Origin of the sequence: Spirillospora sp. NPDC048823 (assembly GCF_043198445.1) — a bacterium.
Taxonomy (GTDB): Bacteria; Actinomycetota; Actinomycetes; order Streptosporangiales; family Streptosporangiaceae; genus Spirillospora.
Window position 1 is genome coordinate 36,629 of sequence record NZ_JBICUT010000001.1, and the last position, 21,295, is coordinate 57,923.

A 21,295-nucleotide genomic window follows, 5' to 3' on the forward strand; every position below is an offset into this window, starting at 1 on the left:
CGACCACAGCACCGCCCGACCCACAGCACCACCCGACCACAGCACCGCCCGACCCACAGCACCACCCGACCACAGCGCCGCCCGACCCACAGCATCAGCCAAGCACGGGTCAGCGAATCATGGGCCGACCAACCACGGGGTCAGCCGCTGTTGAGGGTGGCGGGGTCGGGGCCGACGCGGATGCCCTTATCCAGCTCACCGATCGCCTTCATGTCGTCCGGGGACAACTCGAAGCCGAACACGTCGATGTTCTCGGCGATCCTGGACGGCGTCACCGACTTCGGAATGACCACGTTGCCGATCTGCAGATGCCACCGCAGAACGACCTGCGCCGGGGTGCGGCCGTGGTCACGCGCGATCCGGCCGAACGCCGGATCGTCCAGCAACCCTCGGCCCTGGCCGAGCGGCGCCCACGCCTCGGTGCGGATGCCGTGGTCCCGGTGGAAGGCGCGCAACCCGTCCTGCTGGAAGTACGGGTGAAGCTCAATCTGATTGACGGCCGGGACGACGTCCGCCTCATCGATGACCCGCCTCAGCGTCTCCACGGTGAAGTTGGACACGCCGATGGAACGGGCACGCCCGTCCTCCTTGAGCTTCTCCAGCGCCCGCCACGTCTCCAGGTAGGTGCCGCGGTCCGGCATCGGCCAGTGGATCAGGTAAAGGTCCAGCTGGTCGAGACCGAGGCGGGACAAGCTCGCGTCGCAGGCCCGAAGTGCGTTGTCGTATCCGTGCTCGCTGTTCCACAGCTTGGTGGTGATGAACAGCGCGTCGCGCGGCACACCCGAACCACGCAGGGCCCGCCCAACGCCCTCCTCGTTGCCGTAGGCACTGGCCGTGTCGATGCTGCGGTAACCGTTCTCCAGCGCCGTCTCCACCGCGCGTTCTGCCTCGTCGTCGGGGACCTGGAAGACCCCGAATCCGAGCTGCGGCATCGCGGCCCCGTCAATGAGATCAACGTTCGGTACGGTCACGGTCTCCGTCCCCCTCTGGTGCCCTTGGGCTATTCGGCTGCGCACTGGGAGACCCCCTGCCCAGCAGGGAACTCCTGACTCACCCGATCAACAGCGTCTTCCCGACACCGACACCGACACCGACCCGGACCCCGACCCGGATCGGATCAGACCGACGCCGGACCGGACCGGCTGCACCAGCAGGCTTCCCAGCCCACCGACGGTCGGCTGATTCGGCGGTCGGGATCCACGGTGTTCATGATGCGGGGTGGGTTTCGGCGGTCTCGCGAGTGCGTTGATTGCGGGCGACTTCCTGGAAGGCGTCCTTGAAGGCGTCGAAGCGCTCTTCGCCCAGCGTCCGCCGGTGGCGTTGCTCGATGTCGGCGAGGATGGCTCGGGCCTTGGCGACCTCGTCGAGGCCACGCTCGGTGGGGACGATCCGCTTGGCGCGGCGGTCGGTGGGGTCGGGTTCGCGGCGGACGTAGCCGAGCTCGACGAGTTCGTCCACGATCGTGCCGACGATCTGCTTGTGCTGCCCGGACCGAGCCGACAGTTCGGTGGCGCGCACGCCGGCGGGGTCGAGGAACGCCAGGACGGTGCCGTGCCGTGGCCGGACGTGCGGGTGCCCCTGCTCGGCCAGGCGCTGGAACAGCTCCTCCTGCAGCGCCCGCATCAGCTGGCCGGCCAGCATGCCCAGGTCGGGTGTTCTGCGCTCCGCGTTCATGAATGCCTCCCGGAAAGCATAATCACTAGCCTTGATCATCAATGTCAGTGACTATACTTTCCTCCGCAAGACGCAATCCGCCGAGGCCGTCCACCTGGAGCCGGAGTCGGCCCGCGCCCGTGTGCCCCGGGACGATGCCCGGGGCACACGCTCGACTGACGGCCGGTGTGCGGCCGTCAGGTCACGTCCGTCGAGTGGGCCAGGTCCTTCTGGGACTCGACGTCCGCCAGCCGGTCGCTCAAGGCCGCGTGAACCTGTCCATAGGCGTCCGAGCCCAGCAGCAGGCGGCGCGGCGGGACGTCGAGAGCCGCGGCGTCGAGCATCGCGGCCGCGACCTTGGCCTGATCGCCGGGCATGTCGTCCACGGGCACCCTGTCGCCGCGCATGATGACCGGACTGGACGCGTACGCCGCGTGGACGGCGGCCCGCTGCACGGCGGAGTAGAACGAGGTACGGACCATGCCGGGCTCCACCAGGGTGGTCTTGATGCCGAACGGCTCCAGCTCGGGGGCCAGCGCCTCGAAGAAGCCCTCGATGCCCCATTTGGTGGTGTGGTAAAGCGAGAAGCCGGGGAAGGCCATGTGGCCGCCCATGCTGGACATCTGCAGGATCCGGCCCCCACCCTGGGCCCGAAGGTGCGGGACGACCGCCCGGACGAGCTGGATCGAGCCGGTCAGATTGGTGGCGATCAAGTCGTCGATGTGGTCGTCGGTGAGTTCCTCGGCGGCTCCGATCACCCCGTACCCGGCGTTGGAGACGACGACGTCGATGCGGCCGAGGTCGGCGAACGCGGCGTCCACGACCTCGCGGAGACGGACGGTGTCGGTCACGTCCAGCGGACGCACCCACAGCCGGTCGCCGTACTCGGCCAGTCCGGCGAGGCGGCTCGGGTCGCGGAGGGTCGCTGCGACACGGTCGCCGCGGGCGAGTAGCTGCTCGGTCAACTCGCGGCCGAGACCGCGGGACGTTCCGGTGATGAACCATGTCTTCATGTCTCCATCACACGGCGGCGAGGTCCGGGTGAACAACGACGAAGCCCCACATGACCGACAGGCTCAGCCTGTCAATCGAGTTCCCAGAATGGGACAAGCAGGTCGATTTCGCAGGTCCTACTTCGCACAAGGCAGCGTCTTCTGGCCGGTCGTCCGGGAGGACGGCTCATTCGAAAATGCGGACGGGAGCGAGCATCGGGCTGATGCAGGCGACGCGGGGCGACTGCATGAATCTCCGCAAGGCTCTGCGCACTTATCTCACAGAGCACTGGGCCTGTGACGTCCGCAACCAATTCCCCGCGCTGGTCGACGCCCACCCCGATTATAAGCAGAGATTCCGTTCCAACTCGGACGACCCGGACAGATACTCCTCCTGCGAGGCCGCGAGGCCGCGAGGCCGCGAGGCGGCGAGCACGCGGGCTGAGCCTTATCGCGTCCCTTGCGGTGGTCTTTTGTCGGATTTGTTGGCTGATGCAGGTGCCTGGTTGCGGTGGCCCCTGACCGTTCAGCGGATCCGTCCAGGTCAGCGCCAATTGCTGTCACTTCGACTGAGGTCGGCGGTTGGGTTAGGTATTCATCGCCCGGGTCGGCGTCGGCTGAGCTCAGAGAATAAACCGGACGAAAAGCATTATCGGCAATGCCCCGGCTTCTCCCATCTCCCATCTCCCATCTCCGCTTCGCGCACAACTCATCGGTCATGTAGCTGGAGAGCCTCAATATTCTAACCTGATATCGACTTTTCGATCTTTGACGTTCGATAATATGGGTTCGTGAGTTCGAGTCTTTCGATCGACGTCGAGTCGGCGTCCACCGGCGAGCTGGTGGACGCGGCCGCCTCGATCGCGGCCGAACTCGCCCGCCGTCCCGTGGCCGACAATCCGGCCGTCTGCATGGAGCAGGCCGAGACACTGGCCCGCACCATCGACCTGCACGAAAGCACCCTTGCCGGATTGATCGGCCAAGTCGATCGCGCTGGGGAGATGCGCCGGTGGGGCCTGCCGTCCGCGCTGGCGTGGCTACGAACGCATATGGGCATGCGGGAGTCCCGCGCCAAGGAACGGCTGGCCCTCGCCCGCCAGCGGGATCGTCTCCCGCGAGTGGCCGACCGGCTGGCCTGCGGTGAGCTGTCCTACGGGTACGCGGCCACGATCGCCGGTGCCGTCGCCCGCCTGAACGACGAAGACTGTGCAGCCGCCGAAGAGATCCTGCTCGACCTGACCGGCCAGGGGTTCTCGGCGGGCAAGGTCGCCGCGTTCGGCAACAAGATCACCGACCTGATCGCCGAACGCGACGGCACCGAACAGGCACCCGACGACGACACCCGGCGCGGCTACGAACGCTCCTGGATCGACTCCACCCGCTCCCTGGACGGCGGCCGCTACATCAAAGGCTGGCTCAACGCCGAAGACGCCGCCATCTGGGACGGCACCCTGGCCCCCCTCGCCAAACCCGCCGGGACCGACGACCGCCGCGACCTGTCAGAACGCACCGCCGCCGCGCTCATCAGCGTCCTGTCCGGCGGGCACAAGGGCACCAAGGTCACCGTCATCTGCGACCTGGACACCCTCACAGGCGGTGGCGCCCCCGCCCGCCTCACCGACGGCACCCCCATCCCCGCCGAACAGGCCCGCCGCATCGCCCTGGCAGCCGGAGTCTCCCCACTCATCCTGGGACGCGGCAACACACCGCTCTACCTAGGACACAGGGAACGGTTCGCCTCCCCCGGCCAACGGCGCGTCCTGGAAACCCTCTACCCCACCTGCGCGGTCCACGGCTGCGAAGTCCCCGGAACACTGTGCGAGGTCGACCACGTCAACGGCTGGGCCCTCGGACACAGCCCCACCGACATCGACAAACTCGCCTTGGCCTGCGGCTGGCACAACCGCTGGAAAGCGTCCAACCCCGCCCTCATCCACATCACCAAAGGTCAGGACGGACGATACGCATACCGCGTCCGGCCACCGGATGATCCATCTCCCACACCACCGACACCCCCCGCCACGGACCTGTGGAATCCGACCGCAAGCCACAGGGTTCAGCCCCGGCCCCGCCGACACCGGCCCAACCCGACCCGGGGCCGACGCCAGGCAGCAGGCCCCTGACCATCGCGGGAATCAACCGTGCCAATCGCTTCCACCAGCAGCCCGGCAGCCGCTGCCCCACCCCGGCCTGGCGATGTTCGGCTGGCCGAATGCGAAACACGAGCAATGGCGGTGACTGCCACCGCACAGCCACCGGTGCCCACAATCAGCGTGGAATTGCCTACCCGTCCTCCGGCCAACCGCGTGTCCCAACCAACCGCGTGTCCCAACCAACCGCCTGTCCAAGCCACTCGCGTCCTGCACCCGGCCGCGTCCTCTATCAACCCGCCTTCGCCGCCCAACCGCCATCTCCGCTCATCGCCGACGCCCACCGGCGCAGCATCAACCGCACCCCGCAACCAGCCGCACCAGTACACCCACCTGACGACACAACCCCAGCCGAAGTGACTCCAGCCCTCAACCAAGCCGCACCCGAGCACCCACCCGCAGAGGCGGAAGGTGTCAAGTCAAATGAGACAGGGGCGAGTGATCGTTAGGCGGCGTGTTCGTCCTGGTCAGGGCCGGTCCGGTCAGTGGCGTCCTCGTCGGGCCGGTTGATCCACGCGACCGCCGGGATCTTGGGCAGTGCCGGCGTCTGGGTGAACCGCCGGGGGTTGCGGGTGCGGAACGCCCGGATGGTCTCGGCCCGCTTGTCCTGGATCGCGTCGGCAGTGCCGATGTGGACGCTGAACGGTGTGTGCAGCCCGATCCCGGCATGGTAGTGCCGGTGATTGTAGTAATCGAAGAAATGATGGCAGAACGTCTCGGCCTCGTCGAGTGAGCCGAAGTTCTCCGGAAACACCGGGCAATACTTGAGGGTCTTGAACTGCGCCTCGCTGTAGGGGTTGTCGTTACTGACCTTGGGGCGGGAGTGGGACTTGATGATGTCGAGGTCGGCCAGCAGTGCGGTCACCGGCTTGGAGGTCATCGAGGTCCCGTTGTCGGAATGGATGGTGCCAGGCACGATCCCGCCGTTGGCGATGAACGAGTTCTGCATGAACTGCTCAGCCAGTTCCCCCGTCTCGCGCCGGTGCACCTCCCAGTGCACGACATGGCGGGAGAAAATGTCGAGCATCACATACAGATCATAGAATTGCCGCAGACCCGGGCCCTGCAGTTTCGTGTAGTGGTCGGACCGGGGCGCGGTTCTGGGATCTCTCCCTGCCCGTTTCCCCGGCCCGCCCTCCGCACCGGCCGTGCGCGTCTCCACGCAACCGGCGCTCCACGGGTTCCCTCCGGCTATGCGGTTGCGGTCGTGGTGTTCGGCCATGGTGTCGGGATGTTGCTCGCGCGCCATCGGTAGCGGGTGACCGCTACTTTCTGGCAGAGGAACAGCATCATGTTGCCCTCGGCGGGCCGGTTGCCTGGCCTGGCGGTTAGGAACCGGCGGTAGAGGGTCTTCCAGTTGATCCCTTTGTGTCGTTTGAGCAGCCACCGCGTGACCCTGTTCCAGGTGAACTGGTCCAGGTAGCGGAAGGTCCGCGCGGACACGCCGTGCCGGAAGAAGTTGCACCATCCCCGCAGCACCCAGTTGAGCTGGCGTAGCAGTTCGCCGAGCGTTGTGAACCGCGATCTGTTCGTCAGCGCCCGCACCTTCGCCATGATCGAAAGCAACGCCTTCTTCGACGGATAGGTGTAGACGTATTTCTTGTTGGTCCCCCTCTTGCGACGCCGCTGGATGCGGAATCCCAGGAAGTCGAACCCCTCATCGAGGTGACAGACTCTGGTCTTGGCCTCCGAGAGCCGCAGCCCCAGCGGGGCCAGGACCTCGGGGACCTCGTCCCAGAGCGCGTCCGCCTGCTCTTTAGAACCATGCACCATGATCACGAAGTCGTCCGCGAAACGGACGATCCGGTAGGTGGCTCCGCCGCGCTTGCGGTGCCGGTAGCGCCCGCTGCTGTCGCCGAAGGCGTCCCATTTGGCGCAGAAGTGTTCGTCCAGCGCCGAGAGGGCGATATTGGCGAGCAATGGTGATGCGATACCGCCTTGGGGCGTCCCGGTGGTGGTGTCCTCAAGATGCCCGTCCGACGTCATGATGCCCGCCTTCAGGAACGCCTTGATCAGAGCCAGGACGCGTTTGTCTGCGACCCGCCGCCGCACCCGGTCGAGAATCGCCGAGTGCGCCAGCTCGTCGAAACATGCCTTGATGTCCGCCTCGAACACCCAGGTGTAGCCCTTGGTGCCGAAGTAATGGACCTCGGCGATCGCGTCCTGGACCCGTCGCTTCGGGCGAAAGCCGTAAGACACCGGCTTGAAGTCCGCCTCGAAGATCGGCTCCAGCACCAGGACAAGGGAGGCTTGGACCAGCCGGTCCATCGCCGACGGGATGCCCAGACGCCGGAACTGGCCCCGCTTGCCCGGCTTGGGGATCATGCGTTCCCGCACCGGGAGCGGAGTGAACGTGCGTGCCTTCAACTGCTCACGCGCGTCGTTCAGGAACGCCTCGACATCGCCGTCCCCGCAGAGGAAGGCCGGGATCACCCGGTCCACCCCCGGAGTGCGTCCTCCCTTGTTGCTCCTCACCCTCTCCCAGGCCACCGTGAGGAAGTCCGGGTGATAGACGAGGTTGAACAGATCATCAAACCGGCGGCCGGGATCATCGGCCGCCCAGTGGTGCAGCTTGGTCTGCATCCGTCGTACCCGTCGCTCGGCCCAGAACGGGTCGGGCCACGGCTCACCGGTATTCACCAGCGTCTCCGTCCCTTGCAGTACTCCACGTGCGTGAACCCGCTGGACCCCTTCGCCCTGCAGGCGGCTTTCCCGCCCTCCACGGCAGGTCGTTACTCCTGCGACTACTACGAGTCCTCCGCCCCACCCCGCGGCCATCGGCCGACGACGCGCCAACCCGCTCCCCCCGAGCCTGGACGGCCGGGCCGAGACGGGAACCACGGGGCGGTTCCCACGTTCACCATCAACCGATCGTCGGGTGAGGTGGCCAGCTATACCCCTGCGGCATCGTCACGGCTACGCCGCAGACCTTCACCGTGACCTCCCGGCCGGCGATATCGAACCGACCGAAGAGTTCTCCGCCCCGCGATGAGGGGACGGGTGCGCGCCGCCATCCAGCCCATATCCACCGGGTTTGAGCTGGTGGAATCCTCTTGAGAGGCGTTATAGCGCTGGTTCCTCTCGTCCACCTTCCCGTCTCGCTTGCCGGACCCGCACCATCCGGAAGTGCTGGCGCGTTCCGTCGTTGTCGGGGCTGCTCACCACCCTCCCCGGCGTCTCCCGGATCAGGCTGCCCCCAGCTTCACCGGCCCGCTGCGACGGGACGGCGGCGGAGTCCTTCCACCTCCACTCGGTTACATGGCGCCTCGTGGCGCTCGATATCCCAGCTCCAGATTTCGTTGGGGGCGTGCGCGGCCAGGTAGGGCTTTTTGCGCGCCTCGTGCCGGGCCTGAGCGCGCCGCTCGCGGACCTGGTCACGCCGGCGCAGCTCCCGGTACATCGTCGACACCGACGCCAGGTAGACGCCCTCGTCCAGCAGCGCGGCCCACACCTGGCGGGGTGCCTTGTCGGCGAACCGGCCGCTGTTGAGGACGTCGGCCAGCTCCTGGCGCTCGGCCCGGCTCAGCGCGTTGGGCGGCGCCGGACGCGATGCCCGTTCCCCGGCAGCCGGCGACCGCCGGTTCCGGTAATAGCTGCCACGCGGAACGCCCGACAGCACGCAACTCGCGGTGATCGGCAGATGCTCCGACAGCAGCTCCAGGGTTTCGTGCCGGCAAGTGCTCACGAGTTCTCGTTGTCCGCTCTCTCGGACATCATCTCCAAGAGAGCGAAACCTTTTCCCATGATGTCCAGCGCGGCCTCGGTCTGCGCCAGCTTCTTCTCCGCCCGCTCTTTTCCGCGGGCCAGCCGCTCGTTCTCCTTACGCAGACGCTCCACCTCGGCCTGCTCCGGCAATTTCCCCTTCTTTGTGGCCGGCCCAGCCGCGCCCGACGCGGTCAACTCGCCGGCATCACGCTGACGCCGCCACAACTGGATGCTGGACTCGTAAAGGCCCTCCCGGCGCAGCAAAGCACCTTTATCGCCGTGCTCGGCCGCCTCATACTCCTCGACCATCCGCAGCTTGTAGGCGGCGCTGAAGGTCCGCCGCTTGGGCCTGCCGGCTCGTGGCCCGTCATCGGACGGGAGGTCATGGCTGGTCATCGTCACTCTGCTCGGTACCCGTTCTCGCCCTGTCCGTATCAGTTAGGGAACTTCATCCCCTCGTGTCTCACCTGAGCCTGACACAGAGGGGAGGCCACCTCAGCCGTCCACCCACCCCAGCCACATAGTCCCGATAAAGGCCACCGCAACAAGCACAACAAACATCAGCCCCCCGCGTAGGCTCAGCCACGCAATAGCGCCACGTCACCTTCACTGCGTCACCACCCACATTGCGTCACCACACTCCCACCGTCACCACACTCACAACGTCGCACGTCACTCCCGGGGAGGTGCGTAGGATCGGTGTGGCCATGGAGCTTCGGCAACTGGAATATGTGCTGGCCGTCGCGGAGGAACTCCACTTCGGGCGCGCCGCCGCACGCATGCATGTGACGCAGCAGTCGGTGAGCGAGCAGGTCCGCCGGCTGGAGCGGGAGTTGGGCAGTCCGCTGTTCGTGCGTACCAGCCGACGGGTGTCCCTCACTACGGCCGGTGAAGCGTTCCTGCCCGAGGCCCGCCGGGTCGTCGACGCCGCTCGGCACGCCTTGGACGTCGGACGCCGCGCCGCCCGCGGGGCCGTGGAGATCCGCGTCGGCTACGCGGACGATCTCGGCCCCCGGCTCTTCGGCCTCGCGGTGCCGCGTACCCCGTCCATCACGGTGACGCCTCGGCCGATGACGACACCGGAGCAGATCGCGGCCCTGTCCGAGCATCGCCTTGACCTGGGGCTCGGCTGGACGCCGGATGTCGGCCCCGGCCTGTCCAGCCTGCTGGTCGCCCGTGAGCCGCTCGTGGTCGCGCTCACCGAGGGCCATCCCCTAGCGGACGGGACCGTCGTGGACCCGGCTGATCTGTCGCACCAGCCGCTCGCCGTCGTCCCCCGCGATGTGAACCCGTTGCTGCACGACCGCATCATCGGACAGCTCGTGACCCTCGGGACGGCCGTCACCGTCCACCAGGAGATTCCCAGCCTCGACCGGATGCTGCCGCTCGTCCTCGCCGGTTCCGCCCTGGGGATCACGGTTCCGAGCGCCGCGGCGGCGAATCCGTTCGCCGGGGTGGTCTACCGGCACTTCATCGACCCCGTCCCGCACATCGACTGCAGCCTCATGTGGCGGCGTGACGACACCAGCGCGGCGGTCGCGGAGCTCGTTCGTGTGGTGCGCGAACTGCGTGACGAGGGCGCGTTCCTGCCGCCCGACCTGGATGGCGGACGCCGTGAGAACCGGGCGTAGGCGTGAGAACCGGGCGTAGGGTCGCGGGATGAATGAGCCGCGTGGGGATGTGCGTCCGCCTGGTCTGAACTCCGATGAGAGGACGACCCTGCTGGCGTTCCTCGACTATCTGCGGGACGCGGTGATGGCCAAGGCGTCCGGTGTCCCGGACGTGGCAGCGCGCACGCCCGGGGTCGCGTCCGGCACAAGCCTGCTGGGCCTGGTCAAGCACCTGACGCACACCGAACTGAACTGGTTCGTCTGGGCCTACGAGGGCACCGACGTTCCGCGGTGGGACGGCGCGGAACCACCGCGTGAGGAGGAGACGGCCGAGAGTCTCGTCGCTGCGTACCAGGCGGCCATCGACCGCAGCAACGCGATCATCGCGGGGTGCCCGGATCTCGATCGGGTGTGTGCCCGGTCGCTGCGGGAGTCGCCGCCGCCCTCGATGCGCTGGCTGCTGGTCCACATGATCGAGGAGACCGCGCGTCACGCCGGGCACGCCGACATTCTGCGGGAGCAGATCGACGGTTCGGTGGGCCGCTGACCAAGCCGTTCACCAAGCGGTTCACCATGCCCTTCACCAACCCTTGCTCGAGCCGTTCACCACGCCGTTCACCAAACCCTCCGCCGAGCCGTTCACCAAACCCTTGGCGGCCCCTTCGCCGAACCCTTGGCCGAGCGTCCCAGCGAGCCGTCCTGTCAGGGGTTCACTTCGACGAATTCGATCTCCATTAGGTCGGCGACGGCCTTCAGGTCGGCGATGCGGTGGCCGGTGCCGAGGGCCCAGTGGTGGGAGATGCCGGTGGCGCTCCACGCGTCGGTCCACTCGCCGGGGTCGCAGCCGAAGTCGACGCGGGAGGTGGTGTTGCCGATCTGCAGCAGGGGGCCGTCGACGGTCTCGCCCTCGGACGCGGCGAACGCGAAGCGGCCGTCGCGGCGCTGGATGATGCCGAACGCGGTGACGGGGCCGTGCTTGACGTCGAACTCGACGGACACGCCGTAGCCGCGCTTGCCGTGGTAGACGCCGAGGCCGCGCAGCAACGGACGGCGGGCGCTGATCGCCAGGTGGGCGGGCCCGTCATGGCCCATCTCGACGTGGCCGCGTTGGAAGTCCAGGGCCTGCAGCTCGGTGAAGGAGCCGCCCGCGCCGAGCCGGTCGGCGATCAGCATGGCGAGGGACGTGCGCAACTCGTACTCGCCGGCCGCCGGGATCCCGCGCGCGGTGAGCAGCGACGCGCCGAGGATCATTCCGGCGCCGAGCCGCTCGTGAATCTCGCCGTCGAGCCCCCGGTGGTAATAGGCGAGGCTGTCGAGCTCGAAGTCGTCCGCGAGCCGGTCGAGGCCGGCGGAGACGCGGGCCGCCCAGGTCAGGTCGTCGTCGTTGACGGACGGGTCCAGCTCGAAGATCTTCTCCGCCTCGGCCTTCTTGGCAGCGGCCTCGGCGGCTGAGACCTTCTCCACCCGGACGCGCAGGTCGTCGAACTCCAGTACCTCGACGTGCCCGCCGAAGTTGGCGCTGACGAGCGTCAGGTCGGTGGAGACGTCCAGCATGCCCGGGTAGAGGTGACCCATCAGGCCGTGCCGGCCGCGGCGCAGCGCGGCCCGGACCCCGGCGGCGCGGACCCAGCGACCGATCTTCGTCCAGGCCCGCTCGTCCTCCAGGTATCCGGAGACCGAGCGGAACGGGACGCCGCAGCGTTCGAACGCGTTCGCCATCTCCGGCAGCGGGCAGGCGCCGCAGTAGGCGAGCCACTGCCCGGTGTCGAGGGAGGCGTGGTCCATCGACTCGGTCGGCTGCAGGTTGATCAGCAGGACCGGGGCGTCCGCCCGCTGCGCGACGGGAACCAGCATCGTCGCGGTCATGTAGGTGGTGAGGAAACCGACGATGATGTCGCAGCCGGCGGCACGGAGTTTTTCGGCGGCCGCCGCACCCTCCTGCGCGTCGGAGATGAAGCCGACGTCGACGACCTCGGCGCCGAGGCCGCGCATCCGTTCCGAGACCCGCTCGGCGGACCGCTGGAGTTGCGGCAGCAGGTCCGGGAACTGGGGCCAGTAGGCGCCCAGCCCGCCGGCCACCAGGCCGACCTTCACCGGCGGCACCTTCACCGGCGGCATCACCGGCTGGGCGGTGTTGTCTGTCATTCCTGTCCTCCTGTCGGTCAACGGGCCGCGGCGCTCCCGGCCGGTCCCGCGTCCTCCCCAGCGCGGGAACACTTCCCCAGCGCGGGAAGACTCCCTCGGCGCGGGAACACTTCCTCGGCGCAGGGACGCTGCTTCAGTGCAGGGGCGCTGCTTCAGTGCAGGGACGCCGCTTCAGTGCAGGGACGCCGCTTCAGTGCAGGGACGCCGCTTCAGTGCAGGGACGCCGCTCAGCGCAGGGACGCCGCTCAGCGCAGGAACGCTGCGGCGACGCCTGCGTCGACGGGGATGTGCAAGCCGGTGGTGTGGGTCAGGTCCCCGCCGGTGAGGGCGAAGACGGCGGCGGCGACGTGCTCGGGCAGCACCTCGCGTTTGAGCAGCGTCCGCTGGGCGTAGAACTCGCCGAGCTTCTCCTCCTCGACGCCGTACACGGCGGCGCGCTTGGCGCCCCAGCCGCCGGCGAAGATGCCGGAGCCGCGGACGACGCCGTCGGGGTTGACGCCGTTGACGCGGATGCCGTGCTCGCCGAGTTCGGCGGCCAGCAGCCGCACCTGGTGGGCCTGGTCGGCCTTCGTCGCACCGTAGGCGATGTTGTTCGGCCCGGCGAACACCCCGTTCTTGGAAGAGATGTAGACGATGTCGCCGCCCATCCCCTGCTCGATCATGACACGGGCGGTTTCGCGGGCGACCAGGAACGAGCCGCGCGCCATGACGTCGTGCTGCAGGTCCCAGTCGGCGGTGGTCGTGTCCAGCAGCGGCTTGGAGATCGACAGCCCGGCGTTGTTGACGACAAGGTCGACGCCCCCGAAGGCGAGGACGGCGTCGTGGACGGCCGCGGCGATCTCGTCCTCGGAGGTCACGTCGGCGACGACGGCGACGGCGGCGTCGAAGGGACGCGGCGCGTTCGCGCCGATCTCGGCGGCGACCTTCTCGGCGGCGGCGACGTCCCGGTCGGCGACGACGACGCAGGCGCCCTCGGCGGCGAGGCGGCGGGCGGTGGCGGCGCCGATGCCGGAGCCGCCGCCGGTGACCAGCGCGACCCGGGTGGCGAGCGGTTTCGGCTTGGGCATCCGGCGGAGTTTGGCCTCCTCCAGCTCCCAGTACTCGATGCGGAACTTCTCCGCCTCGTCGATCGGCGCGTACGACGACAGGGCCTCCGCGCCGCGCATCACGTTGATCGCGTTGACGTAGAACTCGCCGGCGACCCGCGCCGTCTGCTTGTTGGCGCCGAAGCTGAACATGCCGATGCCGGGGACCAGCACGATCGCCGGGTCCGCGCCGCGCATCGGCGGAGTCCCGGGGGTGGCGTGCCGGTCGTAGTAGGCCGTGTACTCCTCGCGGTAGGCGGTGTGGAGTTCCCTGAGGCGGGTGCGGACGTCGTCGAGGGGGGCGTCCGGCGGCAGGTCCAGGACCATCGGGCGGATCTTGGTGCGAAGGAAGTGGTCGGGGCACGATGTGCCGAGCGCGGCGAGCCGGGGGTGCTCGGCGCGGGACACGAAGTCCAGGACGGTGTCGCTGTCGGTGAAGTGCCCGACCTGCGGACGGTCGGTGGACGCCAGCCCCCGCAGCAGCGGGAACAGCGCCGCGGCGCGGGCGCGGCGCTTCTCGTGCGGCAGCGGCGGGTGGACGACGACGCCGAACGGGTCCGCCTCACCGTGTTCGGCGGCGCCGTGTTCGGCGGTCCCGTGTTCGGCGGTCCCGTGCTCGCCGGTCCCGTGCTCGGCGGTATGGGTCTTTGCGGCGCAGGTCTCGGCGATGTAGGCCTCGGCGGTGCGGATGATGTCTAGGGAGTTGGCCTTGCACTCCTCGCTCGTCGCGCCCCAGGCGGTGATGCCGTGGCCGCCGAGGATGACGCCGATCGCCTGCGGGTTCGACTTCTTGATCTCGGCGATGTCCAGGCCGAGCTGGAAGCCGGGACGCCGCCACGGCACCCACGCGACCCGGTCTCCGAAGATCCGGCGGGTGAGTTCCTCCCCGTCCGCCGCCGTCGCGATCGCGATGCCGGAGTCGGGGTGCAGGTGGTCGACGTGGGCGGCCTCGACCAGGCCGTGCATGGCGGTGTCGATGGACGGGGCCGCGCCGCCCTTGCCGTGCAGGCAGTAGTCGAACGCGGCGACCATCTCGTCCTCGCGTTCGATGCCCGGGTACACGTCGGCGAGGGCGCGCATCCGGTCGAGCCGCAGCACGGCCAGGCCCGCCTCGGTGAGGGTGCCGAGGTCGCCGCCGGACCCCTTCACCCACATCAGCTCGACGTCGCGGGCCGTCACCGGGTCGGTGACGGTCCCCTTCGCTGAGGCGTTGCCGCCCGCGTAGTTGGTGTTGCGCGGGTCCGAGCCGAGGGTGTTGGCGCGTTCCAGCAGCTGCTCCACCTCACGTGGGGTGGACGTCATCGGTTCGTTCTCCTTCACGTCAGGCGCCCCAGCCGGCGGCGTGGCCGTCCTTGCGCTCTTCGGCGATCCGCTCGTAGTACCCGGACGCCTTGTAGGCGGCGACCGGGTCCGGCGCCAGGCCCATCTCCTCGCGCAGTTCCGCCAGCAGCGGGCGGACGTCGGTGTTGTAGGCGTCCATGAAGACCGCGTTGGCTTCGAGCACGTCACCCGACGTCTGCGCGGCCGAGAGCGCCTCACGGTCGACCAGCAGCGCCTTCGCCGTGGCCTCCTGGACGTTCATCACCGAGCGGATCTGGCCCTGGATCTTGGGTTCGATGTTGTGGCACTGGTCGAGCATGAACGCCACGCCCGTCTCCGCGGTCCGGCCGGGCAGCGGGTAGCCTCCGCCCCGCACCACCTCGTACATGATCCGGAACAGCTGGAACGGGTCGGCGGAGCCGACCATCAGGTCGTCGTCGGCGTAGAAGCGGGAGTTGAAGTCGAACCCGCCGAGCTTCTCCTCCCGCAGCAGGAACGCGACGATGAACTCGATGTTGGTGCCGGGCGCGTGGTGCCCGGTGTCCACCACGACCTGCGCCTTCGGGCCGAGCCTCAGGCAGTGGGCGTAGGACGCGCCCCAGTCCGGCACGTCGGTCATGTAGAACGCCGGCTCGAACAGCTTGTACTCCAGGAGGAACCGCTGGTCGTCGCCGAGCCGCTCGTAGACGGCGGCGAGGGCTTCGGCCATCCGGTCCTGGCGGGTGCGGATATCGTCCTGCCCCGGGTAGTTCGTGCCGTCGGAGAACCACAGCTTCAGGTCGCGGGAACCCGTCATGTCCATGATGTCGACGGCTTCGAGCAGGTGGTCGAGGGCCTTGCGGCGGACGGCGGGTTCGGGGTTGGTGACGCTGCCGAGCATGTAGTCGTCGTCCTGGAAGACGTTGGTGTTGACGGCGCCGATCCGTACCCCCTTCTCTTCGGCGTGTGCGGCCAGTGCGGCGTAGTCGTCCACCTTGTCCCAGGGGATGTGCACGGCCACGCTGGGCGCGACACCGGTGAAGCGATGCACCTGCGCGGCGTCGTCGATCTTCTCCTGCGGGGTGCGGGGGACGCCCCGCTGGGCGAAGACCTTGAAACGGGTCCCCGAGTTCCCGTAGGCCCACGAGGGAGTCTCGATCTGCTGGCGGCGCAGGGCCTGCTTCACCGCGCTGGTGTCGTTCACGATTACCTCTCTCAATCCAGCACTTCACTCAATCCAGGTGGAAGACCTCGGGGAGCGGCCGCATCCCCTCATCGGGGCGGCCGTCGAGGTCCTCGAAGTACTGCGCCATCTCCGCCTGCCACCGCGCGTTGACATCGGTGCGGGCCATGCGCTCCTGCGCGGCTTCGAAGTCGTCGGTTTCCAGGTAGCCGACGAGCAGGCCGTCCTCGCGCAGGAACAGCGAGTAGTTGTGCCAGCCGGTGTCGCGGAGCGCGGCCCGCATGTCGGGCCAGACCGCCTGGTGGCGCAGCTTGTACTCCTCCAGGCGGTCCTGCCTGACCTTCAGCAGGAAGCAGATCCGCTTCTTGCGCGAAGTGTCCGTGTCCATGTGCTCAGAAGTGGTACTCGTCGATGTTCTTGGCGTCGAAGACCGTCGGCGGGCCGAGGATGATCTCGCCGTTGGCGCCGATGGTGCGCTCGCCGAGCTTGCCGGCCTTCAGCGTCTCGCCCTGCTTGCCGGTGATCTGGCCGGACGCCAGCGCCGCCGCCGCGTAGGCGGCGAGGTGGCCGAGGTCCTTCGGGTCCCACAGCGCGAACGACTCGACCGTGTCGTTCTTGATGAACTTGCGCATCTGGTCCGGGGTGCCGAGGCCGGTCAGGACGACCTTGCCCTTGTACTCGGAGCCGGAGATGTAGCGGGCAGCGGCGGCGATGCCGACCGTGGTCGGCGAGATGATGCCCTTGAGGTTCGGGTACGCCTGCAGCAGGCCCTGCGTCTGCTGGAACGACTTCTGGTCGTTGTCGTCGCCGTAGGCCACCTTGACGAGTTTCATGTCGGCGTACTCGGGCTTCTTCAGTTCCTCCTTCATGAACTCGATCCAGGTGTTCTGGTTGGTGGCGTTCGCGGTCGCCGACAGGATCGCGATCTCGCCCTTGTGGTCGATCTGCTCGGCGAGGAGCTTGACCTGGCTGCGGCCGATCTCCTCGGAGCTGGCCTGGTTGATGAACACGTCCCGGCATTCGGGGTTGGTGTCGGAGTCGTAGGCGACGATCTTGATGTCCTTCGCCATCGCCTGCTTGAGCGGGCCGCACACCGCGTTCTCGTCGTTGGCGGCGATGAGGATCGCGTCGTGCTGCTGCTGGATGAGCGTGTTGATGTAGGACACCTGCGAGGACGCCGACGCGTCGGACGGGCCGACCTCCTTGGCCTCCGCGCCGAACTCCTTGGCCGCCGCGATGCCGGCGTTGTCGACGATCGTCTCGTAGGGGTTGTTGACCTGCTTGGGCAGGAACGCGATCTTCAGGCCCTTCTTGAGGGGCGCGTTCGGGTCGGCGGTGGCGTTCCCGCCGGTCTTGCCCTCCCCGGAGGCGGACGAGGAATCCTTGGTGGTTCCGCCGCAGGCGGCCAGGCTGAGGGCCAGGACACCGGCCGCGGCTGTGGCCGTCAACCGGGCCGCCAGCCGCCGCGGGGCGCGCGAACGAGTGGTCATTTGGGTGCCTTTCACAATCCGTGTCGTGCTTCGGGGGTGGGTGGACGGGGTGGGTGGACGCGGCGGGGGGCTTGCGGGGGTCGCCCCCCGGACTAGGGCGCGGCGGCGGGGGTGGCAGGTCGCGCTCCCCTCCGTCTGCCTTGGGCCTCGCGCACCACGGCGATCAGCCGTGGCGTGAGGACGCTGATGATGAGCAGGAGGCCGGTGACGATCGACTGGACCTCGGTGGAGACGTCGTTGAGCATCAGCAGGTTGCGCAGCAGGCCGATCAGCAGCACGGCGGCGATGACGCCGCCGAGGGTGCCCTTGCCGCCCTCGAAGTCGACGCCGCCGAGCAGCACCGCCGCGATGACGGCCAGTTCCAGGCCGAGTCCGTTGTCGGCGCGGGCACTGCCGTAGCGGAGCGTGTAGACGATGCCGGCGAACCCGGCGACCAGGCCGGACATCACGAACAGGATCATTTTGATGCGCTTGACGCGGATGCCGGCGAAGTAGGCGGCGTCCTCCTGCGCGCCGATCGCGAACAGCGACCGTCCGATGCCGGTGGCGTGCAGGACGACGCCGGTGGCGATGGCGAGCAGGACGAACAGCGCGATCGGGTACGGGATCGGGGTACCGGGGATGGACGAGGTCGCGAGGTCGGTGTAGGTGAACGGGAACTCGGAGATGGCGCCGGTCCCGAGCGTCACGTAAGCGAGACCGCGGTAGAGGGTCATCGTGCCGATCGTGACGGCGAGGGACGGCAGCCCCAGCCTGGTGACGAGCAGCCCGTTGACGAGGCCGCAGACGACGCCGACGACCAGCACCAGCGGGATGATCGTCTCGATCGCCATGCCGCCGTCCCACATCTTGCCGGTCAGCGCGCTGCACAGGCCGAGGATGGAGGCGACCGACAGGTCGACCTGCCCGCACACGACCAGCAGCGTCATCGGCAGCGCGATCAGCGCGATCTCGCTGAGGTCGAGCAGCGCGAACGACAGGTTGCCGTTGCTCGCGAAGTCGGGGGAGAATCCGGCGCCGCCGAAGAAGACCGCGATCAGCAGCGCGGTGATGGCGGTCTCCCACCGCACCAGGTGTCCCAGTCGGCTCATGACCGGCCCTTCCCTTCCGGAGCCGTGGTCTCGGTGGTCCCGGCCGCCGTGTCCATGTCCCGGCGCGCGTCCCGATCGGCCTGCGCATCACCGTTGGGCCGCGCCGCCACGTCGTGGTGCGCGGTCGACTCCAGGGACCGCTGTTTCAGCGCCCGCGTGACGCGGAGCGCCAGCAGCCGGTCGACGCTGATGGCCAGCAGCAGGAGGACGCCGGTGATCGCCTCCTGCCAGAACGAGTTGACCTTGAGCACCACCAGGACGCTGCCGATGGTGGTGAGCAGCAGCGCGCCGAGCGCCGCCCCGTACACGGTGCCGACGCCGCCGGTGATCGCGACGCCGCCGACGACGACGGCGGCGACGACCGTCAGCTCCCAGCCGTGCGCGGCGTCCGCGACGACGGTGCCGAACCGGGCGAGCCACAGCACCCCGGCGAGGCCGGCGAGCGCTCCGCTGACCAGGTAGGCGGTGAGGATGCGGCGGCGGATCGACACACCGGCGAGCATCGCGGCCTCGGGGCTGGACCCGATCGCGTAGTACTCGCGTCCGGACGAGTAGGAGCGCAGGTAGTAGCCGGCGGCCAGCATCACGGCGACGGTGATGATCGGCAGGTAGGGGATGCCGAGGATGCCGTCGTTGCCGAGGCTGAGCACCGACGCGGGAAGCTCGGAGGCGCTGATCTGGTCGCCGTGGGCGATGCGGTAGTCGAGCCCTTGGATCACGTACAGCGTGCCGAGGGTGACGACCAGGGACGGCACCCGGCAAAAGCTGACGAGCAGGCCGTTCACCAGCCCGCAGGCCAGTCCGATGAGGACGCCGGCCAGGAGGACGAGCACGACGTTCCGGTCGCCGCCGGAGGCGAACTTGCCGGCGGTGAACGCGACGAGCCCGACGACGGAGCCGACCGACAGGTCGATGTTGCGGGTGACGACGACCATGCTCTGCCCGACGGCGAGCAGGACCAGGATCGAGGCGTTGAGGAAGATGTCCTTCACGCCCTGCTCCGACAGGAACCGAGGGTTGGCGATCGTGGTGCCGACGACGAGGACGACCAGGGCGCCGAGGATGCTGAGCTCGCGTGCGCGCAGCACCAGTTCGACCAGGCGGCGCCCGCCCCCGCGGGCACCGCCCGATCCCGGCCGGGCCGGTGACTGGGTGAGTACGGTCATCGGTTCAGGCCGCCTTTCCGGTGCCGGCGCGGCCGGTCGCGGCGGCCATGACGCTCTCCTCGGTCGCGTCCGCGCGGGGGATCTCGGCGGTGAGCCGGCCCTCGTGCATGACGAGCACGCGGTCGGCCATTCCGATCACCTCCGGCAGGTCGGAGGAGATCATCAGTACGGCGAGGTCCTGCGCGGCGAGCTCCGACAGCAGCCGGTGCACCTCGGCCTTGGTGCCGACGTCGATGCCGCGGGTCGGCTCGTCCACGATGAGGACGGCCGGCTCGGTGGCCAGCCACTTGGCGAGCACGACCTTCTGCTGGTTGCCGCCCGACAGGACGCCGACGGCGTCGGTGAGCCGGGAGTACTTGAGCTGGAGGCGCAGCCCCCAGTCGGCGGCGCGGCTGCGTTCCACCTTCCGGGAGATCAGGCCGCCGCGGCCGGTCTCGCGGCGCAGCGTACGCAGCTGGGTGAGGCCCATGTTGCGTTCGATGGACATGTCCATGACCAGGCCCTGCTGGCGGCGGTCCTCGGGGACGAGCGCGAGGCCCGCCGACATCGCGGCGGTCGGGCTGCCCGGGGGCAGCGGCCGGCCGGTGACCTCGACGTTCCCGGCGTCCCAGCGGTCCACGCCGAAGATCGCGCGGGCGACCTCGCTGCGGCCGGCGCCGACCAGCCCGGCCAGCGCGACGATCTCGCCGCGGCGGACGTCGAAGGAGATGTCGGTGAAGGCGCCCTCGCGGGTCAGCCGGCTGACCTTCAGCGCGACCTCTCCGGGTGTCACGTCCTGTTTGGGGTAGAGGGTGTCGAGGTCGCGGCCGACCATCCGGCGGACGAGGTCGTCGGGGGTGAGGCCGTCGGTCGGGTCGGTGCCGACGTGGGCGCCGTCGCGCAGCGTCGTGACCCGGCGGCACAGCTCGAAGATCTCTTCCAGCCGGTGCGAGATGAACAGGACGGCGCAGCCGTGCTCGCTCAGGGTGCGGGTGACGGCGAACAGGCGGGCGACCTCCTGGCCGGTGAGCGCGGCGGTCGGCTCGTCCATGATGAGGACCCGCGCGTCCCGGGAGATGGCCTTGGCGATCTCGACGACCTGCTGGTCGGCGATCGACAGGCCGCGGGCGGGCTGCTGCGGGTCGAGCGCGACGCCGAGGCGCCGGAACAGCTTCGCGGTCTCGGCGTGCATGGCGCGGCGGTCGATGCGGCCGAGCCCCGAGGGGAGAGAACGGGTGCGCGGCTGGCGGCCCATGAAGATGTTCTCGGCGACCGACAGGTCGGGGAACAGGGTGGGTTCCTGGTAAATGACGGCGACGCCGGCGGCCTGCGCGTCGGCGGGGCCGTGGAACGTCACCGGCTCGCCGTCGACGCGCACCTCGCCCGCGTCGGGGCGGTACACCCCTGCGAACGTTTTTACGACCGTGGACTTGCCGGCGCCGTTCTCGCCGGCCAGGGCGTGCACCTCGCCCGGGTACAGCTCCAGGGTGACGCCCTGGAGGGCGCGCACAGCACCGAACGACTTGCTCACGTTGACCAGTGCCAATGTCGGTGGTGCCGACCGGCCGGGTGCACCCATCGCGGCCCTCCTCGCGGGGCAGGTCTATGACGTACTGATGAAAAACGTTTTAACGAGATGTTGCGGAGGACGCTAGAGTCAGGCCGCGCAGCCGTCAAGAGGGAACCGGCCTCCAGATTCGGCTCGATCCAGCGAGAACCGCGTCGACACAGGGGCGCGGCGCATTTC

18 protein-coding genes are annotated in these 21,295 nt (G+C 68.8%); 3 read left to right on the forward strand and 15 right to left on the reverse strand.

Annotated elements, in window-relative coordinates; genetic code table 11:
- Positions 1-140: 140 nt before the first annotated feature.
- The 3 genes from ACGFK0_RS00140 to ACGFK0_RS00150 all read right to left on the reverse strand — a co-directional run bounded on the left by ACGFK0_RS00140 (position 141) and on the right by ACGFK0_RS00150 (position 2,666).
- A complete protein-coding gene (locus tag ACGFK0_RS00140; RefSeq protein WP_392899552.1) occupies positions 141-932 on the reverse strand; it encodes an aldo/keto reductase in 792 nt (263 codons plus the stop codon).
- 274 nt (positions 933-1,206) lie between these two features.
- The gene (locus ACGFK0_RS00145) at positions 1,207-1,674 is read right to left on the reverse strand and encodes a MarR family winged helix-turn-helix transcriptional regulator (protein ID WP_392897732.1); all 468 of its coding nucleotides are present in this window, start codon (positions 1,672-1,674) and stop codon (positions 1,207-1,209) included.
- Positions 1,675-1,850: 176 nt separating this feature from the next.
- Positions 1,851-2,666 (reverse strand): SDR family oxidoreductase, encoded by an 816-nt coding sequence (locus tag ACGFK0_RS00150; RefSeq protein ID WP_392897736.1) that lies wholly within the window; start codon positions 2,664-2,666, stop codon positions 1,851-1,853.
- A 770-nt stretch (positions 2,667-3,436) separates the two neighbouring features.
- Between ACGFK0_RS00150 and ACGFK0_RS00155 the strand changes: the two genes are divergently transcribed.
- Positions 3,437-4,768: a DUF222 domain-containing protein gene (locus tag ACGFK0_RS00155; RefSeq protein ID WP_392897737.1), complete on the forward strand. Its 1,332-nt coding sequence runs from the start codon at positions 3,437-3,439 to the stop codon at positions 4,766-4,768.
- Between the two features lie 472 nt (positions 4,769-5,240).
- Here ACGFK0_RS00155 and ACGFK0_RS00160 read toward each other — a convergent pair whose 3' ends face one another.
- From ACGFK0_RS00160 to ACGFK0_RS00175, 4 genes are all read right to left on the reverse strand, one after another.
- A complete protein-coding gene (locus ACGFK0_RS00160) occupies positions 5,241-6,044 on the reverse strand; it encodes a transposase (protein ID WP_392897739.1) in 804 nt (267 codons plus the stop codon).
- Entirely contained in the window at positions 5,987-7,435 is a 1,449-nt protein-coding gene (gene ltrA, locus ACGFK0_RS00165; protein WP_392897742.1) for a group II intron reverse transcriptase/maturase, read from the reverse strand. Before ltrA ends, ACGFK0_RS00160 begins: the two co-directional genes overlap by 58 nt.
- A 562-nt stretch (positions 7,436-7,997) precedes the next feature.
- Positions 7,998-8,480, reverse strand: a complete 483-nt coding sequence (locus ACGFK0_RS00170; protein WP_392897744.1) for a hypothetical protein — start codon at positions 8,478-8,480, stop codon at positions 7,998-8,000.
- Positions 8,477-8,896, reverse strand: coding sequence for a transposase (locus tag ACGFK0_RS00175; protein WP_392897747.1), 420 nt, complete (start codon positions 8,894-8,896; stop codon positions 8,477-8,479). Before ACGFK0_RS00175 ends, ACGFK0_RS00170 begins: the two co-directional genes overlap by 4 nt.
- A gap of 311 nt (positions 8,897-9,207) precedes the next feature.
- On the opposite strand from ACGFK0_RS00175, the gene ACGFK0_RS00180 reads away from it, so the two are divergent.
- Both ACGFK0_RS00180 and ACGFK0_RS00185 read left to right on the forward strand, forming a co-directional pair.
- Positions 9,208-10,131, forward strand: coding sequence for a LysR family transcriptional regulator (locus ACGFK0_RS00180; protein WP_392897749.1), 924 nt, complete (start codon positions 9,208-9,210; stop codon positions 10,129-10,131).
- Between the two features lie 28 nt (positions 10,132-10,159).
- A complete protein-coding gene (locus tag ACGFK0_RS00185) occupies positions 10,160-10,657 on the forward strand; it encodes a DinB family protein (RefSeq protein ID WP_392897752.1) in 498 nt (165 codons plus the stop codon).
- Between the two features lie 155 nt (positions 10,658-10,812).
- Here ACGFK0_RS00185 and ACGFK0_RS00190 read toward each other — a convergent pair whose 3' ends face one another.
- The 8 genes from ACGFK0_RS00190 to ACGFK0_RS00225 all read right to left on the reverse strand — a co-directional run bounded on the left by ACGFK0_RS00190 (position 10,813) and on the right by ACGFK0_RS00225 (position 21,127).
- Complete coding sequence (locus ACGFK0_RS00190) at positions 10,813-12,255, reverse strand: arabinose isomerase (protein ID WP_392897755.1); 1,443 nt, start codon at positions 12,253-12,255, stop codon at positions 10,813-10,815.
- A gap of 245 nt (positions 12,256-12,500) precedes the next feature.
- Positions 12,501-14,642 carry a bifunctional rhamnulose-1-phosphate aldolase/short-chain dehydrogenase gene (gene rhaD, locus ACGFK0_RS00195; protein WP_392897758.1) on the reverse strand — a complete coding sequence of 714 codons (2,142 nt, stop codon included), beginning with the start codon at positions 14,640-14,642 and terminating at the stop codon, positions 12,501-12,503.
- 19 nt (positions 14,643-14,661) lie between these two features.
- A complete protein-coding gene (gene rhaI / locus ACGFK0_RS00200; RefSeq protein WP_392897760.1) occupies positions 14,662-15,843 on the reverse strand; it encodes an L-rhamnose isomerase in 1,182 nt (393 codons plus the stop codon).
- A gap of 28 nt (positions 15,844-15,871) precedes the next feature.
- Positions 15,872-16,210, reverse strand: coding sequence for an L-rhamnose mutarotase (locus ACGFK0_RS00205; protein ID WP_392897763.1), 339 nt, complete (start codon positions 16,208-16,210; stop codon positions 15,872-15,874).
- 4 nt (positions 16,211-16,214) lie between these two features.
- Entirely contained in the window at positions 16,215-17,312 is a 1,098-nt protein-coding gene (gene rhaS, locus ACGFK0_RS00210) for a rhamnose ABC transporter substrate-binding protein (protein ID WP_392897766.1), read from the reverse strand.
- 92 nt (positions 17,313-17,404) lie between these two features.
- On the reverse strand, positions 17,405-18,403 hold the full coding sequence (locus ACGFK0_RS00215) for an ABC transporter permease (RefSeq protein WP_392897768.1): 999 nt from the start codon (positions 18,401-18,403) through the stop codon (positions 17,405-17,407).
- Positions 18,400-19,569 carry an ABC transporter permease gene (locus ACGFK0_RS00220; protein ID WP_392897771.1) on the reverse strand — a complete coding sequence of 390 codons (1,170 nt, stop codon included), beginning with the start codon at positions 19,567-19,569 and terminating at the stop codon, positions 18,400-18,402. The genes ACGFK0_RS00215 and ACGFK0_RS00220 overlap by 4 nt, the downstream gene beginning before the upstream one ends.
- 4 nt (positions 19,570-19,573) lie before the next feature.
- Positions 19,574-21,127, reverse strand: a complete 1,554-nt coding sequence (locus ACGFK0_RS00225; RefSeq protein ID WP_392897774.1) for a sugar ABC transporter ATP-binding protein — start codon at positions 21,125-21,127, stop codon at positions 19,574-19,576.
- Positions 21,128-21,295: the final 168 nt, after the last annotated feature.